The sequence below is a fragment of the Brachybacterium vulturis genome (assembly GCF_002407185.1).
Classification (GTDB): Bacteria; Actinomycetota; Actinomycetes; order Actinomycetales; family Dermabacteraceae; genus Brachybacterium; species Brachybacterium vulturis.
The window spans coordinates 1483787-1498483 of the sequence record NZ_CP023563.1 but is presented as its reverse complement, the minus strand read 5'-3'; the positions used below and the strand labels follow the sequence as shown (position 1 = coordinate 1498483).

Sequence of the window (14697 nt, the reverse complement as noted above, 5' to 3'; positions counted from 1 at the left end):
TGCCAGCGTAGTGCGCCGGGGGGGGGCGGGCGGCTCAGAGCCGGTCGGTGCAGGCGGTGAGCCGTTCCTGCCAGCGGGCGGTGAGCTCGGGCCCCGCCGCGTGCCGCTCCAGCAGCTCCGGGGCCGGGTCCCGGCGGCCGACGGGCAGCATCCCGCCGCCGGCGTGCAGAGGCGGCGCGACGAGGTCGCCGGTGAGCAGGGGCGCGGTGCCGAGCCCGCACGCGTACGGCAGCTCGGCCAGGGCGGCGGCGAGCGCGATCCCGGCGCTGAGGCCCACGCTGGATTCGAGCGCGGAGGAGACCACCACCGGCAGCCCGGCCTGCTCGACCAGCTCCAGGCATCGCTGCACCCCGCCGAGCGGCTGCACCTTGATCACCAGCAGGTCGGCGGCCTCCGCCCGCACCACCCGCAGCGGGTCCTCGGCGCGGCGCACCGATTCGTCGGCGGCGATCGGGATGTCCAGCGCGCGTCGCACCGCCGCGAGGTCCTCGAGGGCGGCGCAGGGCTGCTCGGCGTATTCGAGGCCTCCGGCCGCCCGGTCCAGGACGGGCAGTGCCGTCAGCGCCTCCTCGCGGGTCCAGGCGGCGTTCGCATCGATGCGCAGGCGGGCGGCCGGGCCCATCGCGTCGCGCACCGCCTCCAGCCGGGAGGCGTCCTCGGCGATGCTCACGCCGGGGTCGGCGACCTTGACCTTCGCCGTCGTGGCACCGCCGACCCGTGCGAGGCGGTGGGCGAGCATCGGCGGCACCACCGGGATGGTGACGTTGACCGGGACCTCCGCGCGCAGCGGAGCGGGACGCTCGGTGGTGGCGTCGGCGAGGGCGGCGCGCAGCCAGGTCGCCGACTCCGCCGCGTCGTAGTCCCAGAAGGGCGAGAACTCGGCCCAGCCGGCGGGCCCGTGCAGCAGCAGCCCGTCACGCTCGGTGATCCGGCGGAACCGGGTGGTCATGGGGATCGACCAGGCACGTGCCTCGTCGATGCCCAGGTCGCGCAGGACGGAAGGGATCTGCATGCTCCCCAGGATAATGAGATGACGGGCCGGAGGCGAAGCGGACAGGATGTGCGCGTGACCTCAACGCACCGCCCCGCCACGCTGTCCGTCCCGAGCCTGCGCCCCGTGCGCGCCGGTGACGCCCCGGCCGTCCTGGACGCCCACCGCTCCGCCGCCGACATGGCCCGCCAGGGCACGGTGACCACGCTGGCGCAGGCCCGCGAGCAGGTGGCGTGGCTGCTGGCCGCAGACCGTCGGTCGACCGCGATCGTCGACGGTGCGGACACGCTCCTCGGCCTGGTGGCGCTCAGCATCGACGCCGAGAACCGCCTCGGCTGGTTCTTCTACTGGCTCCACGCCGCCCACCGCAGACGGGGCCTGGCCGCGCGGGCCGCTGCCGCGGTCGCCGCTCGGGCGCTGACCCCGTCGGCCGCCGGGGGCTGGGGTCTGGAGCGGCTCGAGCTCGGGCACCGGGTGAACAATCCGGCCTCCGGCGCTGTGGCCCGGGCCGCCGGCTTCGTGCACGAGGGCACCGAGCGCGGGAAGTTCCTCGTCGACGGCGACCGCGTGGACGTGCTCACCTTCGGACGGCTCGTCACGGATCCGTCGCCGGACACCGCCGGACTACCCTGGCAGTCATGACGACCGCACCCGTTCCGCTGCCCCGTCGGGTCTCCGACACCTTCGACCCGCACCGCTGGCGGGAGGTGCCCGCGGCCGAGCACGGCGGGCCCGCGCTGAGCGACATCACCTACCACCGGGCGGTGGAGCGGATCGAGTCCGCCGACGGCGAGCGCACGGAGCGGGACCTGCCCACGGTGCGGATCGCCTTCGACCGGCCCGAGGTGCGCAACGCCTTCCGGCCCCACACGGTCGACGAGCTCTACCGGGCGCTGGACCATGCCCGGCTGGACACCGGGGTGGGCGTCATCCTGCTCACCGGCAACGGCCCCTCCCCCAAGGACGGCGGCCATTCCTACTGCTCCGGCGGCGATCAGCGGATCCGGGGCCGGGCCGGCTACGAGTACTCCGCGGAGGAGGCGTACGGGGAGACCGCGCAGGTGCGCACCGGCTCCTCCGGACGGCTGCACGTCCTCGAGGTGCAGCGCCTGATGCGCACCATGGGCAAGGTGGTGATCTCCCTGGTCAACGGCTGGGCCGCCGGGGGCGGGCACTCCCTGCATGTGGTCAGCGACCTCTCGATCGCCTCCCGGGAGCACGCCCGCTTCATGCAGACCGACGCGAACGTCGGCTCCTTCGACGGCGGCTTCGGCTCCGCCTACCTCGCCAAGCAGGTGGGCCAGAAGCGGGCCCGGGAGATCTTCTTCCTCGCCGAGGAGTACTCCGCCCAGGACGCCTACGACTGGGGCGCCGTGAACCGGGTCGTCGACCACGCCCGGCTCGAGGACGTGGCGCTGGAGATGGCGGCCCGGATCGCCACCAAGTCCCCGCAGGCGATCCGGATGCTGAAGTTCGCCTTCAACCTGGCCGATGACGGGCTGATGGGCCAGCAGGTGTTCGCCGGGGAGGCCACGCGCCTGGCGTACATGACCGACGAGGCCGCCGAGGGCCGCGACGCCTTCCTCGAGAAGCGCGATCCCGACTGGTCCGCCTTCCCGCACCCGCAGGGCTGAGATGAGCGCCGATGCCTCACCCACCCCAGACCTGCCCTGGCTGGTCCCGCCGGTCTACGACGCCTCCGCCGCCTCGCTGACCGCCCACGCCGCGGCGATCGGCGAGATGATGGCCGGCCGCGCCCGGCTGTGGCTGGGCCCGTTCGACCCTCCCGCGCAGCTGCCCGCCGGCTTCGAGGACACGGCGCTGGTCGTCCCCACCTCCGGCTCGACCGGCACCGCCAAGGCGGTGGCCCTGTCCCGGCCGGCGCTGCTCGCCTCGCAGGACGCGACCGCACAGCTCCTCGCGGCCGACGGCACCGCACCGGAGACCGGCGGCCACGGCTTCTGGCTGCCACTGCTGCCCCCCACCCACATCGCCGGGGTGCAGGTGCTCGCCCGCGCCCACCGCACCGCCCAGGTGCTGGGCCTTGCCGCCCCCGCACTCCCGGACCCGCTGCCGGACCTGCGCGGCCACTTCGATTCCGATGCCTTCACCGAGCTCGCCGGTCCGGTCCTGGAGCAGGCCACCGGTGCCGGTCTGCCGGCGCTCACCTCGCTGGTGCCCACCCAGCTCACCCGCATCGTCACCGGGGCCACCGGGGCCGACGCCCGCGCCCGCGGGATGCTGAAGCGCTTCGCCGCCGTGCTGGTGGGTGGCGCCGCGACCAGCCCCGATGTGCTCGCCCGGGCCCGTGCCCAGAAGATCGCGGTGCGCACCACCTACGGCTCCTCGGAGACCGCGGGCGGCTGCGTCTACGACCGCGTCCCGCTGCCGGGGGTGGAGCTGGGCCTTGTCGACCCCGATGCCGCCGGCGCCGGACGGCTCCGGATCGCCTCCCCCACCCTGTCGCTGGGCTACCTCACGGCCGACGGTGGCACCGACGCCTCCCCGTTCGTCGGGGAGCCGCCCCGCAGCTTCCTCACCTCCGACCTCGCCGAGCTCGATGCCGGCGGGACGCTGACGGTGCTGGGCCGGGCCGATGACGTCATCAACACCGGCGGCCGCAAGGTCCTGCCCCAGGACGTGGAGCGGGCCATCGACCGCTCGCTGATGCTGCGCGGCATGATCCGGGCGAGCGTGGTGGTGGGGGTCGCGGATCCCGAGTGGGGCCAGCGTGTCGAGGCGCTGGTGACCCTCGAGGACGGGGTCCACCCGGACGAGGCGACCGCCCTCGTGCGTGCGGCCCTGCGCACCTCCGAGGTGCCCGCGCACATGGTTCCCAAGCGAGTGCACGTCCTCGAGCGGCTCCCGCTGCTGGGCATCGGGAAGGTGGATCGCGCCGCCGCCCGGCGCCTCGCCGCGGAGACCAGGATGTGATTCCTTGCCGGGCCCGGTTCCGGACTCTGACCGCGGCGTATCCTCGTCACGGCCGCTGAGCGGCGGCCGCGGTTCGCCCGCCGGATCCTCGAGGAGCACGATGGCCAGCCTGTCGCAGTGGGTGCAGGGCGCCCGACCCCGCACCCTCCCCGCCGCCCTGGCCCCCGTCGCCGCCGGCACGGGTGCTGCTGCGTGGCAGCTGGAGGCGCTCCACGGGGAGGTGGACTGGGCGCTGGTGGTCCCCCGGGCCCTGCTGGCCCTCGCGGTCTCCTTCTGCCTGCAGATCGGCGTGAACTACGCCAACGACTACTCCGACGGGATCCGCGGCACCGACGACGACCGGGTGGGGCCTTTCCGCCTCACCGGCTCCGGCGCGGCGCGGCCGGCGACCGTCAAGCGCGCGGCGATCGCCTCCCTCGCTATCGGCGGTCTGTGCGGGCTGGTGCTGATCGCGCTGGCCCAGATCTGGTGGACACTCGTGATCGGCGCCGCCGCGATCGCGGCCGCGTGGTTCTACACCGGCGGGAAGAAGCCCTACGGCTATCTGGGGCTCGGCGAGCTGTTCGTGTTCGTGTTCTTCGGCCTGGTGGCCGTGAACGGCACCGCCTTTGCGATCACGGGCGCACCCACCTGGGTGGCGCTGCTCGCCTCGGTGGCGATCGGCCTGCTGGCCGTCGCCCTGATGCTCACCAACAATCTGCGGGACATCCCCACCGATGCGCTCTCCGGCAAGCGGACCCTCGCCGTACGGCTGGGCGAGCGCGGCACCCGCGCCCTGTACTCGGCCGTGGTGCTGGCGCCCTTCGCGCTGATGGTGCCGGTGATGGTGGTGCAGTGGCCGGTCGCCCTGGTGGTGCTGGCGCTGCCGCTGGCGCTCTTCCCGGTGCGGACCGTGCTGCACGGCGCCGCGGGGCGCGAGCTGATCCCGGTGCTCGGGGCGACCGGGCGGCTGGAGCTGGTCTTCTCCCTGCTGCTGCTCAGCGGTCTTCTTCTCTGACCTCGTCCCGGTCACCGAGGTCCGGCAGGCCCGCCGGGTCCAGGCTCTCCGCGTCTCCGGCGGTCACGTCGCCCGTCGCGTCGGGACCGCCGGTCGGGTGGTTCCGGTCCTCGGTCGCGGTCTCGGCGTCGGCCTCGTCGAGCACCGCGTCCTCGTACTCGGCGTCCTCGTCGACATCGTCGGCGCGGCGCGCCGCCCGACGCTCGTCGGCCGCCTTCCAGCGCAGCGCCGCAGCATTCCGCAGCCGGTCCAGGAAGAGGATCGAGATCAGCATCGCGATCAGGGCTGCGAGCACACCGGCCAGCACCAGGCCGAGACCGACCAGGGTCAGCAGCCACCACAGCAGGACCCAGAGACCCAGACGGACGACGGCGTAGAGCAGGAACGGGCGCATGGGTCCAGGGTAGTTCTCCCGGCTGTGCCCTCTCGCCACGGTCGCTGCGCCGCAGCGGCAGCGGCGCAGCCTGCTCGGCACAGCGCCCACCCACCCGGCGATCAGCTGCGTTGCCTACACTTCGGCCATGGCCCGCGGCATCATCGCAGTTCTCTCCATCGCCCTGACCGTCTTCGCGCTCGCCGACTGCGTGCAGACCGAGGACGAGAAGATCAAAGGGTTGCCCAAATGGGCCTGGATCGTGCTGATCGTGCTGCTCCCGTGGGTGGGCCCGATCACCTGGCTGTTCGTCGGCAGGGCACGCACCCTCGGCGGCGAGCAGCCGCGCCGCAGTGGCCCGGTGGCTCCCGACGAGGACCCCGACTTCCTGCGCCGGCTCGACGAGGACATCCGTCGCGAGCGGCGGGAGCGCCGCGAGCAGGAACCCGGCGAGGGCGACGGAGCCTAGTCCTCCTCGCCGTCGCGCTCGTCGTCGCGGTCCTCGTCGTCGCGCTCGTCGTCCTCTTCCCGATCGTCGTCGTCGCGCTCGTCGTCCTCTTCCCGATCGTCCTCTTCCCGATCGTCGTCATCGTCGTCATGCTCACCGCCGCCTCGCACGAGTGTGAACTCGACACTGGCACCATGCTGGCCGGTGATCGTCACCACCGTATCTCCGCCGACCCTGTTCACGGCTGGTTGGTCGCCATCCTCGGAGTTCTCCAGGCGCCAGCGGCCGCGGAGAACCACCTCGGTCTCCGTCGAAATGCTCTCGTTATGCTGCCACCACCGGGTATACGGGCTCTCGTCGCCGACGTAGGTGTCTCCGTCGTACTGTTCCTCGTCCCTGCCCCGGTACAGGTGCAGGTCCGGGTCCGTCACGGAGAATGCGGTCGCCCTGCCCTTCGCGACAATACGGCTGAGCACCAGGGCCTGGCGACTGGTCGAACGCACGATCGAGCCCTTCACCAGCTCGGTATCGGGCTCGAAGATGGTGTGCGCCGTGACCCGAGATTCGGTATCGGTCACCACATGGGCAACCCGATTCCGCTGGTCGATCACAATGGGTCCGTGGTGGCCCTGCACCTGCTGCGCCAGCTCGGCGGTGCGCTGCTCGCCCCCGTGGACCAACAGCACGTACGCGTAGCCTGAGTCGTGCGGTGCAGTGCCGTGGTCGAGGTATCCCAGCGCGAAGACGCCGCTGCCTTCCCCACGACCGTCTTGGTTCGGTGTGGTCTGCTCGCCGGTGCCGTACGTCAACTCCGGACCCGCCATCACGACGTAACCGTTGCCCGCTGGGTCGGTGACCCAACCGGAACCGGATCGCACATCCTGAGGCTCCGCCATGACCTCCGGGGAGGCTTGGAACAACGTGGTGCGGGTGGGATTCTCGTGGTCGGTGTTGCGAACCCCCGAGCCGAGAGCGATCACCCGGTCGCCCACCATGAATGCGGAGATGCGTGCAGTATGCGTGGGGTCGTAGTCGGGGTGCTCCTTCACCTCCATGCCGAAGAGGCTCGCGTGGCCTGCCATCACACCCGCGCCGCCGAAGCGGGATTCGGTCAGCACCATGCTCTGGATCTCGCCGGTCAGATCCACCTCGAGTCGGTCGAAGGGGAGCGTCTTCGTGGTCGTACCCGGGATGAAGTTCCAGTCATACCCCGACGGCGTGATGCCGTTGTCGCCCTGGATATCGGACCAGGCGTCGTCGTCGGTATCCGTCAGTGCCGTGATCTGGCCATACGTCTGATAGCGCCCATAACGGTTGGCCAGCGGATAGATCTCTGCTGACCAGATGTAGCGGTTGTGCCCCCGCACGGAAACCTGCCACTCGTCCTGGCGGCTCAGTCCGAGTGCGCCGTAGGGCGAAGCCCAGTAGCCGTTCGGCGCAGCCGCCTCCTCGATGCCCTCGGCAGCGAACTGTTCGTCCATCTTCAGCATCCACGACGACGGGTTGTCCGCAGGAACGAGGCGGCGGAACATCGAAGCGTGGTATTCATCGATGCCCTCGCTGCCGTCCAGTGGGTTACGACCCAGTAGGGCGTGCAGATTCACCAGGCCGCGGACATTCATCCTGGTGTTCTGGTGACGGCCGGACAGGCTCAGCGGATAGTCCAGGGTGTTGGTCAGCAGCATCTGATGCCGCAATGCCGTCGTCAGCACCTCCTGCCCCGCCGCGCTCAGCGCGAAAGTGGTTCCAGCCACGTCGAGGAGCACAGGGATGCTGCCCGTGAGCCCGTCACGCCCGTAGAGGGTGTAGGGGCCGTTGTGGTGGTAGATGGAGCCGTCCACCTTGTATCCCCCGTCCAGGCCGGGACTGTAGGAGTGCGCGTGATCGATCCAACTATGGAAGGAGCGCAGCCGGCCCACCTTCTCCTCCCAGCTGTCCGCGGTGAAGCAGGTGGTCAGCAGCCCCTCCAGGAGTGTGTTGAGCACGTCAACCAGCCCGCTGCGGTGCCACTGTTCGTCGAAGTCGTAGGTGAGCCTGCCGGTGCCGACATACCATTCCAGGGCTGCGGAACAGCGCGGCCACAGGCCACGCTCGCGCAGCAGCGGCTCCATCAGCAGCAGCGCATCCACCCACGAGCGGATCCCGTAGCCCAGGTGGTGGATGGTTCCCTGCCCGGATCCGGCGGCCCACCCCTGGTCGAGCAGGTGCACCATCATCCGCAGCACCAGCTGTCCCGAGCGCCGTGCAGCAGCGTCGTCACCGTCGCGATGGGCGGTCTGCCAGGTCTGCGCGGTGCGCAGGCCCAGGTCGTCCCACAATGTCCGAAGTTTTGTGCCGTCGGAGATCTCGATGACGGCGGCACGGTAGTCGGGTGGGATCACCTCCAGTTGCTTGTCGTAGACGAAGGAGCCCACCGAGCCCGGGCGCAGCGCATCCCCGTCCGCATTCGGATCGGCCAGTTCGGGGATGCCGAACTTCTCGAACTTCTGCTCCAAGGCTTCCAGCGCTGCCGCCGAGTAATCGCGTTCATGCTGATGCCGCTGCAACAGCCGGTCGTAGACCTTCTGAGCGTCGTCGATCTCCTGAGAGCTGACATTGCCAGTGTCGAAGCCGGGTTCGGCCTGGAGCTGCCAGTAGGTGTGCAGTCCCAGCCAGTGGAAGTTCGGTTCGTTCCGCAGATCGGGGGCAACATCGGGGACCTGCAGGTCCGGCGTCACTCGATCCGGTCGAACCGACACATTGGGCGCGAGCTGATCGATCCAGATCGTGCCGGATTCATTCGGGGCCACGAGCCAGATGCGGTTCATGTCTTGGTGCGGATCACCTTCGAGGTCCCGGTCGTACCGCAGCCATACGGTGCGCCATCCGCTGAAGTCGAGGTGGACGTCCTTCCACGCATCGACTCGACTATCGCGCCCGAACTGCAGGCGCAACCGGCCATCGACGGCCGTCTCGTTGTAGAGCCACACGGCGAAGTGGTCGACCTCTGTGGGTTCCGCTGTACCGAGGTGAAGACGGTTCTGCACGCTCAGTCGTGCACCTGGCCGGTAGTCCCAGCGCAGCGAGTGTCGTCCCACTTTGGCATGCGCACCCGAAATCTCCATTGCACCGGCGGAGACGCTGAACGTGCTCGGCACCGTCGTCTCGAGCAAATAGATGGGCTTGTCCAGCCCGAGCAATTGCGTCTCGAGGACGGCCGCACTCACCGGTTCGGCCGGAGCCGCGCCGGCGATGGTCGTCGTGTACGGCGCGATCGCGGCCGTTCCCGCGAGGACTGCGGCTCCACGCAGTACACCTCGGCGCGAGAGCGCCATGCCCATCGCTTGCTTCTCGGCAGGGTGTGCGTGCGTGGTCGCGCCGCAACCGGACGAATCGGCTGCACGCCGGTTCGCAATTGGAAAATCAGTCATGGGGCAATAACTCCTTTGTTGTTGACTCAACCAGGACTTTAGAGAGTCACGAAGAGAGAATTAAAGACTCATTCCCACCGAACTGTTCGTCTGCCCCGCGCTCAACAGCAGGTCACCACCTGGAGCGCACCACAGGGCGCACTGTGGAAACGCAAGAATCTGCGCGATGAGCCAGCTGATCACGCGCTGAGGCGCTCCCGCGGCGGGCTCTCGACAAAGCTCATCAGCTCGTCGACGGCCATGATCTGCCGCTGGCGATCCTCTGCGGACCTGGGTAGGGGGAGACTCGCCGGTGCTGGGCACGCTGCCGGATGGCCTGTCCGTCGCCCGCAAAGGCCCCGGCCGGCCGCGGACGAGACCCGACATGCTGCGCGGCGACAAGGAGAGCTCATCTCGCGCGATCCGGCGGGGTCTGCGGCGTCGAGCCCTCAGGGCAGTGATCCCCGAGCCTCGTGAACAGCAGCAGCACCATCGAGATCGCGGCTCATCCGGTGGCCGCTCCGTCGCCTTCGACACCGAGGGGTATCGCGGCCGCAATGTGATCGACCGCGGCTGCAGCGACGTGGAGCAATGGAGCGGTCCGGCAACCCGCGACGACGACCTCGGCCTGACCGTGCGCGTCGGAGCCGGCCTCCGAGCCATCATCCGGTGGCTCCACCTGCTCTGGAGACAAGCCCTAGGGGTCTCCCGGGGCTCAGAGCCCCGAGTAGGAGTGCAGTCCGTTGATCACCGTGTTGACGATGGTGTAGTTGAAGACCACGGCCACGAAGCCGGCCAGGGCGAGCCCGGCGGCACGACTGCCGCGGAATCCGCCGGTCGCCCGGGCGTGGAGGTAGGCCGCGTAGATCACCCAGATGATGAAGGTCCACACCTCCTTGGGATCCCAGCCCCAGAAGCGGCCCCAGGCCTCACGGGCCCAGATCGCGCCGAAGATCAGGGTGAAGGTCCAGCACACGAACGCCACCGAGTGGATGCGGAAGCTCAGCGCCTCCAGCACCGTCGAGGACGGCAGGCGGTCCAGCACATGGCCGAAACGACCCCAGTGCTCGGGATGCTCCTGCCCCGCGGACGTCAGCTCCCCCAGGGCACGTTCGTGGCGAGCCTGCAGCAGCTGCATGCCGGCGACCACGGCGCCCAGGATCGACAGGGAGGTGGCGATGATGGCCACCCCGATGTGGATGTAGATCCAGTGCGAGTTCTGCAGGCTGGGGGTGAGGTTCGCGGCCGGCACGATCCAGAAGGTCTGCGCGAGCAGCAGCACCAGCAGCACGGGGCCGACCACGAAGGTGCCCAGCGCCCGCAGCTCCGCACGCTTGATGCTGAAGACGAGGAACGCGAGCATCACCACGGCGGTGCTGGTGGTCGCGAACTCGTACATGTTCGCCCACGGCACCCGCTGGGTGGCCAGGGCACGGGTCAGCACCCCCACCACGTGCAGCACGGTCGCGGCCCCGGTCAGGAGGAAGGCGAAGCGCTGTGCGCTCATGGTGCCCCTCCGGTGCCCGGGACCCTCGGAGGGAGGCAGGCTCCGGCCGTCAGCCCCGGCGGCCATGGCCCCGCCCTCTGCGCCTGCTCCCCCGCCGGCGGCGACCGTCGCGGTCTGGAGCGTGCGCGCGCCGGGCTGCCGCTCACGGGCGGCCAGGCGCGCATCGCTGCGGCGCTGCGAGGAGGACGCGAGATCGGCGCCGAAGCCGATCAGGGCGAGCACATAGAGGACGATCGTCACCACGAGGGCGAGGTTCGACACCTCCGCCAGCTGCTCATTGATCACTGTGCACTTCCTTCGGAGGGATGTTCCGCGGCCCGTCCGGGCCGTGCTTGGTGGGGGTCGTGCGGACCGTCCGAGGTCCCATCCTGCGCCTCCGTGAGCGAGGAGGCCAGGGCTCGGACGTCGTCCTCGAGCGCCGGGTCGTCGCTGCGGGCGAGCCCGGCCACCTCGAGCACGGTGCCGTCGACGCTCTCGCGCACCCGCACCCAGACGCGCCTTCGGGGCACGAAGAGGGAGAGGATCAGCCCGCCGACGGCGACCAGCGCGCTGAGCAGGATCCAGCGCTCGAAGGGGTTGTGGGCGATGTCGAAGGCGGCGTAGCGGCGCAGACCGTCGAAGCTGACGGTGGTCCCGTCCGGGAGCTCGAACTCCTGACCGGGGTAGAGGCGGATCAGCACCGGGGCACCGTCCTGGCCGACCACCGGGGTCAGGGTGGTGAGGTCGACCTCGTAGGCGTTCTGCGGGATGCCGGAGTCCAGTCCCAGATCGCCCTGGTGGACGGTCAGCGCGAGCTGGGGATCCAGCGCATCGGGGAACAGCGAGTGCGGGCCCTGCTCGTCGATGGTGCCGGTGGGCAGGAAGAAGCCGACCACCGCGGTCTGCTCGGGCCGGGCGTCGGGGGCCTTGATGACCACCTGCGAGGTGTAGCCCACATCCCCCATCGGCACCGTGATCACGGGCCCCTCGGCGACGACGTCCCCCTCGGGATCGGTCACCGTGATCGCGGGGGCGTACCCGTTGCCGAGCAGGTACATCGACGCGCCCTTGACGTGCAGCGGCTTGTTGACCTGCACGGTCCTGGAGATCTCCTGGCCGGGAGTGGTCACCTGGACGTCGGCCTCGAAGGAGCGCGGCTCCCCCACGCTCCCGCCCTCCCCGGGCTGGACGTAGGTGGCGCGGAAGTCCTCGAGGGTGAAGCGGAAGTCCGGCATCTCGGTCTCATCGAACCAGGCCCCGGACTCGAAGGAGTCGTACTGGGTCAGCGAGTTCGCGAAGCCCTCGCCCTCGATGACGGTGATCTGCCCGCGGTAGCTGGTCAGCTGGCCGCCGGCGATGCAGATCAGCACGCCCACCAGCGCGATGTGGAAGGCGAGGTTGCCGGACTCGCGCAGCAGTCCGCGCTCGGCGCTGACGGAGCGGGCGCCCGCCTCCTCACGGACCTCGGTGCGATAGCGCGAGCGGCGCAGGGAGCGGCGGGCGCGCTCGATGAGCGCATCGGCGTCGCCGTCGGCGCCGGCCAGCTCGACCCGGGTGTACCCGGTGAAGCGAGTCAGCCGGGAGGGGGTGCGCGGCGGTCTCGCCCGCAGCTGCTTCAGGTGCACGCCGACGCGCGGCACGATGCAGCCGATCAGCGAGATGAACAGCAGCAGGTAGATCGCGGAGAACCAGGGCGAGGAGAAGACGTCGAAGAACCCCAGGGCGTCCAGGATCTCGCCCCAGCGGCCGTTCTCCTCGAGGAACTGCTCGGTCAGCGCCGGATTCACGCTGCGCTGCGGGTACAGGGAACCGGGCACGGCCGCGATCGCGAGCAGCATCAGCAGGACCAGGGCGGTCTGCATGCTGGTCAGCTGCCGCCAGAGGAACAGCAGGGTGCCGCGCAGGCCGAGGGAAGGGGCGCTGGGCGGGCGCTTGCGATCGATCTCCGGTTTGCTGCTCCAGGCGCTGCTCTCCGCCGCCTCGCCCGCGTCCGCAGGAGTGCTCGTACGCTTCTCGGTCATCACACCACCGGCTCGAAGGTCGCGACCATGCCCTGCAGGTGACTCATCCAGGTCGCCCACACCCCGGTCATCAGCAGCACGCCGATCGCGATCAGCAGCGCCCCGGAGAGCAGGCCGATGGTGCGGCGGTGGGCGGAGAGCTTCTTGCTCAGGCCCAGCGCGCGCTCGAACAGCAGCGCGAACAGCACGAAGGGGATGCCCAGGCCCAGCGAGTACGCCAGCGAGAGGACCCCGCCGCGCAGCACCCCGCCGTCACCGCCGTCCAATGACAGCGCGAGGATCGCCGCGTAGGTGGGGCCGATGCAGGGGGTCCAGCTCAGGCCGAAGATCAGCCCCATCAGCGGGGCGCCGAGCAGGCCCGCGTCGGGCTTCTTCGAGGAGACCGGGCGGGTGACCGACACGCGGGGGAAGACCCCCATGAACACCAGGCCCATGAGGATCACCACGGCGCCGGCGATGCGGTTGATCCACAGCGCGTGCTCCTGGAGCAGATAGCCCAGCATCCCGGCGAAGCCGCCGAGGATCATGAACACGACGGCGAATCCGGCCACGAACAGCGCGCTGCCGGCCAGCATGCGCCCGGTGGCGGGCCGGGAGCGCTTCGCTCCCGGGGCGGTGGCGCTCTGGCCGGCGAGGCCGGAGACATACCCGAGGTACCCGGGCACCACGGGCAGCACGCAGGGCGAGAGGAAGGCCACCAGGCCGGCGGCCGCGGCGACGGCGAGCGCGGGCAGCAGGGAGCCGGACAGCGCCGTGGCCTGGAAGGCCGCTCCGAGGTCACCGGGGGTCATTCGGCGACCACCGCATCGATCATCGCGCGCAGCACGGAGGGATCGGCGGCGCCGGAGATCCGGGCCGCGACCCGGCCCTGCCGGTCGATGACCAGGGTGGAGGGCACCGCATTGGGGGCGACCTGTCCGCGCAGGGAGTACATGATCTCGGCGTCGGGGTCCGGCATCGAGGGGTAGGTGATCCCGTAGGTCTCCTCGAAGGCGGCCGCGGGCCCGGCGGAGTCGCGCACGTTGACCCCGATGAAGAACACGCCCTGGTCCTGGTACTCCTCATGGATGGCCTGCAGGTGCGGGGCCTCCTCGCGGCAGGGCGGGCAGGAGGCGTACCAGACGTTGAGCACGAGCACCTCGCCGCGATGCTCGAGGGAGGAGAACTCCTCCCCGTCGTAGGTGGTGCCGACGACCTCGAGCGGCTCGCCGCGATCTGCGGGCGGGATCTCGGTGGCCACGCCGTTGCCCGAGACGTACCCGGAGTCCCCGGAGCTGTAGCGGTCGCTGGTGTCGGTCCCGCAGGCGGCCAGCAGGAGGGCGGCGGAGAGTCCGCCGACGCCGCCGAGCAGCGCCCGACGGGTGGGTCGACCGGGCAGGGAACGGGCGCTCACGTCAGCGTGCCCCCGGTGGCGTCGACCGCCCCGGCGTAGAGCGCGGCGGCCGGCTCGGCGTAGTCCACGCCCGCCAGGTGGGGGCCGACGAACCGCAGGCTGGTGACCGAGCACAGTCCGCACTGCCGGCGGCGGGGATCGTGGAACAGGGGCTTGCCCTCGGCGCTGAGCCGGGTGACCCAGATCGGCAGCTGGTGCAGCACCAGCACCGCTTCCCGGCCCTCGGCCGCGGCGCGCGCGTCGTGGACGGCGGAGACCACGCGGGCGACCTGCTCGCGGTAGGGCTCACCCCAGGAGGGGCGGAACGGATTGGTGAACCAGCGCCAGTTGCGCGGGTCGCTGAGCTTCGCCTCGCCGTGGCCCATCCGCTGGCCCTCGAAGTGGTTGCCCGATTCGACCAGCCGCTGGTCGGTGACGATCTCGAGCCCGTGCGGGCCCGCGATCGGGGCGGCGGTCTGCTGGGCGCGCAGCAGCGGGGAGGAGCGCACCAGGGCGACGTCGGAGTCGGCGAGGTGGTCGCCGACCAGCGCGGCCATCTGCTCACCACGGTCGCTGAGTCGGTACCCGGGCAGGCGTCCGTACAGGATGCGCTCGGGGTTGTGCACCTCGCCGTGACGGACGAGGTGGACCGTGGTGGTGGTCATGGGGCGGTTCTCTCTCCTGCT

The 14697-nt window shown here is 70.7% G+C and carries 13 protein-coding genes; 5 read left to right on the top strand and 8 right to left on the bottom strand.

Annotated features, from left to right (window positions below; translation table 11 throughout):
• Positions 1–34: 34 nt before the first annotated feature.
• Positions 35–1012, bottom strand: coding sequence for an o-succinylbenzoate synthase (locus CFK38_RS06690; protein WP_096802382.1), 978 nt, complete (start codon positions 1010–1012; stop codon positions 35–37).
• A 54-nt stretch (positions 1013–1066) separates the two neighbouring features.
• Between CFK38_RS06690 and CFK38_RS06685 the strand changes: the two genes are divergently transcribed.
• The 4 genes from CFK38_RS06685 (at position 1067) to CFK38_RS06670 (ending at position 4922) form a co-directional block, all read left to right on the top strand.
• Positions 1067–1633 (top strand): GNAT family N-acetyltransferase, encoded by a 567-nt coding sequence (locus CFK38_RS06685; protein ID WP_245851249.1) that lies wholly within the window; start codon positions 1067–1069, stop codon positions 1631–1633.
• Entirely contained in the window at positions 1630–2625 is a 996-nt protein-coding gene (locus tag CFK38_RS06680; protein ID WP_096802380.1) for a 1,4-dihydroxy-2-naphthoyl-CoA synthase, read from the top strand. The genes CFK38_RS06685 and CFK38_RS06680 overlap by 4 nt, the downstream gene beginning before the upstream one ends.
• A 1-nt stretch (position 2626) precedes the next feature.
• A complete protein-coding gene (locus CFK38_RS06675) occupies positions 2627–3925 on the top strand; it encodes an AMP-binding protein (RefSeq protein WP_096802379.1) in 1299 nt (432 codons plus the stop codon).
• Positions 3926–4025: 100 nt separating this feature from the next.
• On the top strand, positions 4026–4922 hold the full coding sequence (locus CFK38_RS06670; RefSeq protein ID WP_096802378.1) for a 1,4-dihydroxy-2-naphthoate polyprenyltransferase: 897 nt from the start codon (positions 4026–4028) through the stop codon (positions 4920–4922).
• Here the strand turns inward: CFK38_RS06670 and CFK38_RS06665 are convergent.
• Complete coding sequence (locus tag CFK38_RS06665; RefSeq protein ID WP_096802377.1) at positions 4903–5316, bottom strand: DUF4229 domain-containing protein; 414 nt, start codon at positions 5314–5316, stop codon at positions 4903–4905. The two genes, CFK38_RS06670 and CFK38_RS06665, sit on opposite strands and share 20 nt — an antisense overlap.
• A gap of 127 nt (positions 5317–5443) precedes the next feature.
• On the opposite strand from CFK38_RS06665, the gene CFK38_RS06660 reads away from it, so the two are divergent.
• Positions 5444–5764 carry a PLD nuclease N-terminal domain-containing protein gene (locus CFK38_RS06660; protein WP_096802376.1) on the top strand — a complete coding sequence of 107 codons (321 nt, stop codon included), beginning with the start codon at positions 5444–5446 and terminating at the stop codon, positions 5762–5764.
• On the opposite strand, the gene CFK38_RS06655 is transcribed toward CFK38_RS06660, so the two are convergent.
• The 6 genes from CFK38_RS06655 to CFK38_RS06630 form a co-directional block, all read right to left on the bottom strand.
• Positions 5761–9153, bottom strand: coding sequence for a chondroitinase family polysaccharide lyase (locus CFK38_RS06655; protein WP_096802375.1), 3393 nt, complete (start codon positions 9151–9153; stop codon positions 5761–5763). The two genes, CFK38_RS06660 and CFK38_RS06655, sit on opposite strands and share 4 nt — an antisense overlap.
• Positions 9154–9847: 694 nt before the next feature.
• Positions 9848–10924: a c-type cytochrome biogenesis protein CcsB gene (ccsB, locus tag CFK38_RS06650; RefSeq protein ID WP_096802374.1), complete on the bottom strand. Its 1077-nt coding sequence runs from the start codon at positions 10922–10924 to the stop codon at positions 9848–9850.
• Positions 10921–12639, bottom strand: a complete 1719-nt coding sequence (resB, locus tag CFK38_RS06645) for a cytochrome c biogenesis protein ResB (protein WP_096802373.1) — start codon at positions 12637–12639, stop codon at positions 10921–10923. The genes ccsB and resB overlap by 4 nt, the downstream gene beginning before the upstream one ends.
• Positions 12639–13430 carry a cytochrome c biogenesis CcdA family protein gene (locus tag CFK38_RS06640; RefSeq protein ID WP_096802372.1) on the bottom strand — a complete coding sequence of 264 codons (792 nt, stop codon included), beginning with the start codon at positions 13428–13430 and terminating at the stop codon, positions 12639–12641. Before CFK38_RS06640 ends, resB begins: the two co-directional genes overlap by 1 nt.
• The gene (locus CFK38_RS06635) at positions 13427–14032 is read right to left on the bottom strand and encodes a TlpA family protein disulfide reductase (RefSeq protein ID WP_245851248.1); all 606 of its coding nucleotides are present in this window, start codon (positions 14030–14032) and stop codon (positions 13427–13429) included. Before CFK38_RS06635 ends, CFK38_RS06640 begins: the two co-directional genes overlap by 4 nt.
• The gene (locus tag CFK38_RS06630) at positions 14029–14676 is read right to left on the bottom strand and encodes a histidine phosphatase family protein (protein ID WP_096802371.1); all 648 of its coding nucleotides are present in this window, start codon (positions 14674–14676) and stop codon (positions 14029–14031) included. The genes CFK38_RS06635 and CFK38_RS06630 overlap by 4 nt, the downstream gene beginning before the upstream one ends.
• Positions 14677–14697: the final 21 nt, after the last annotated feature.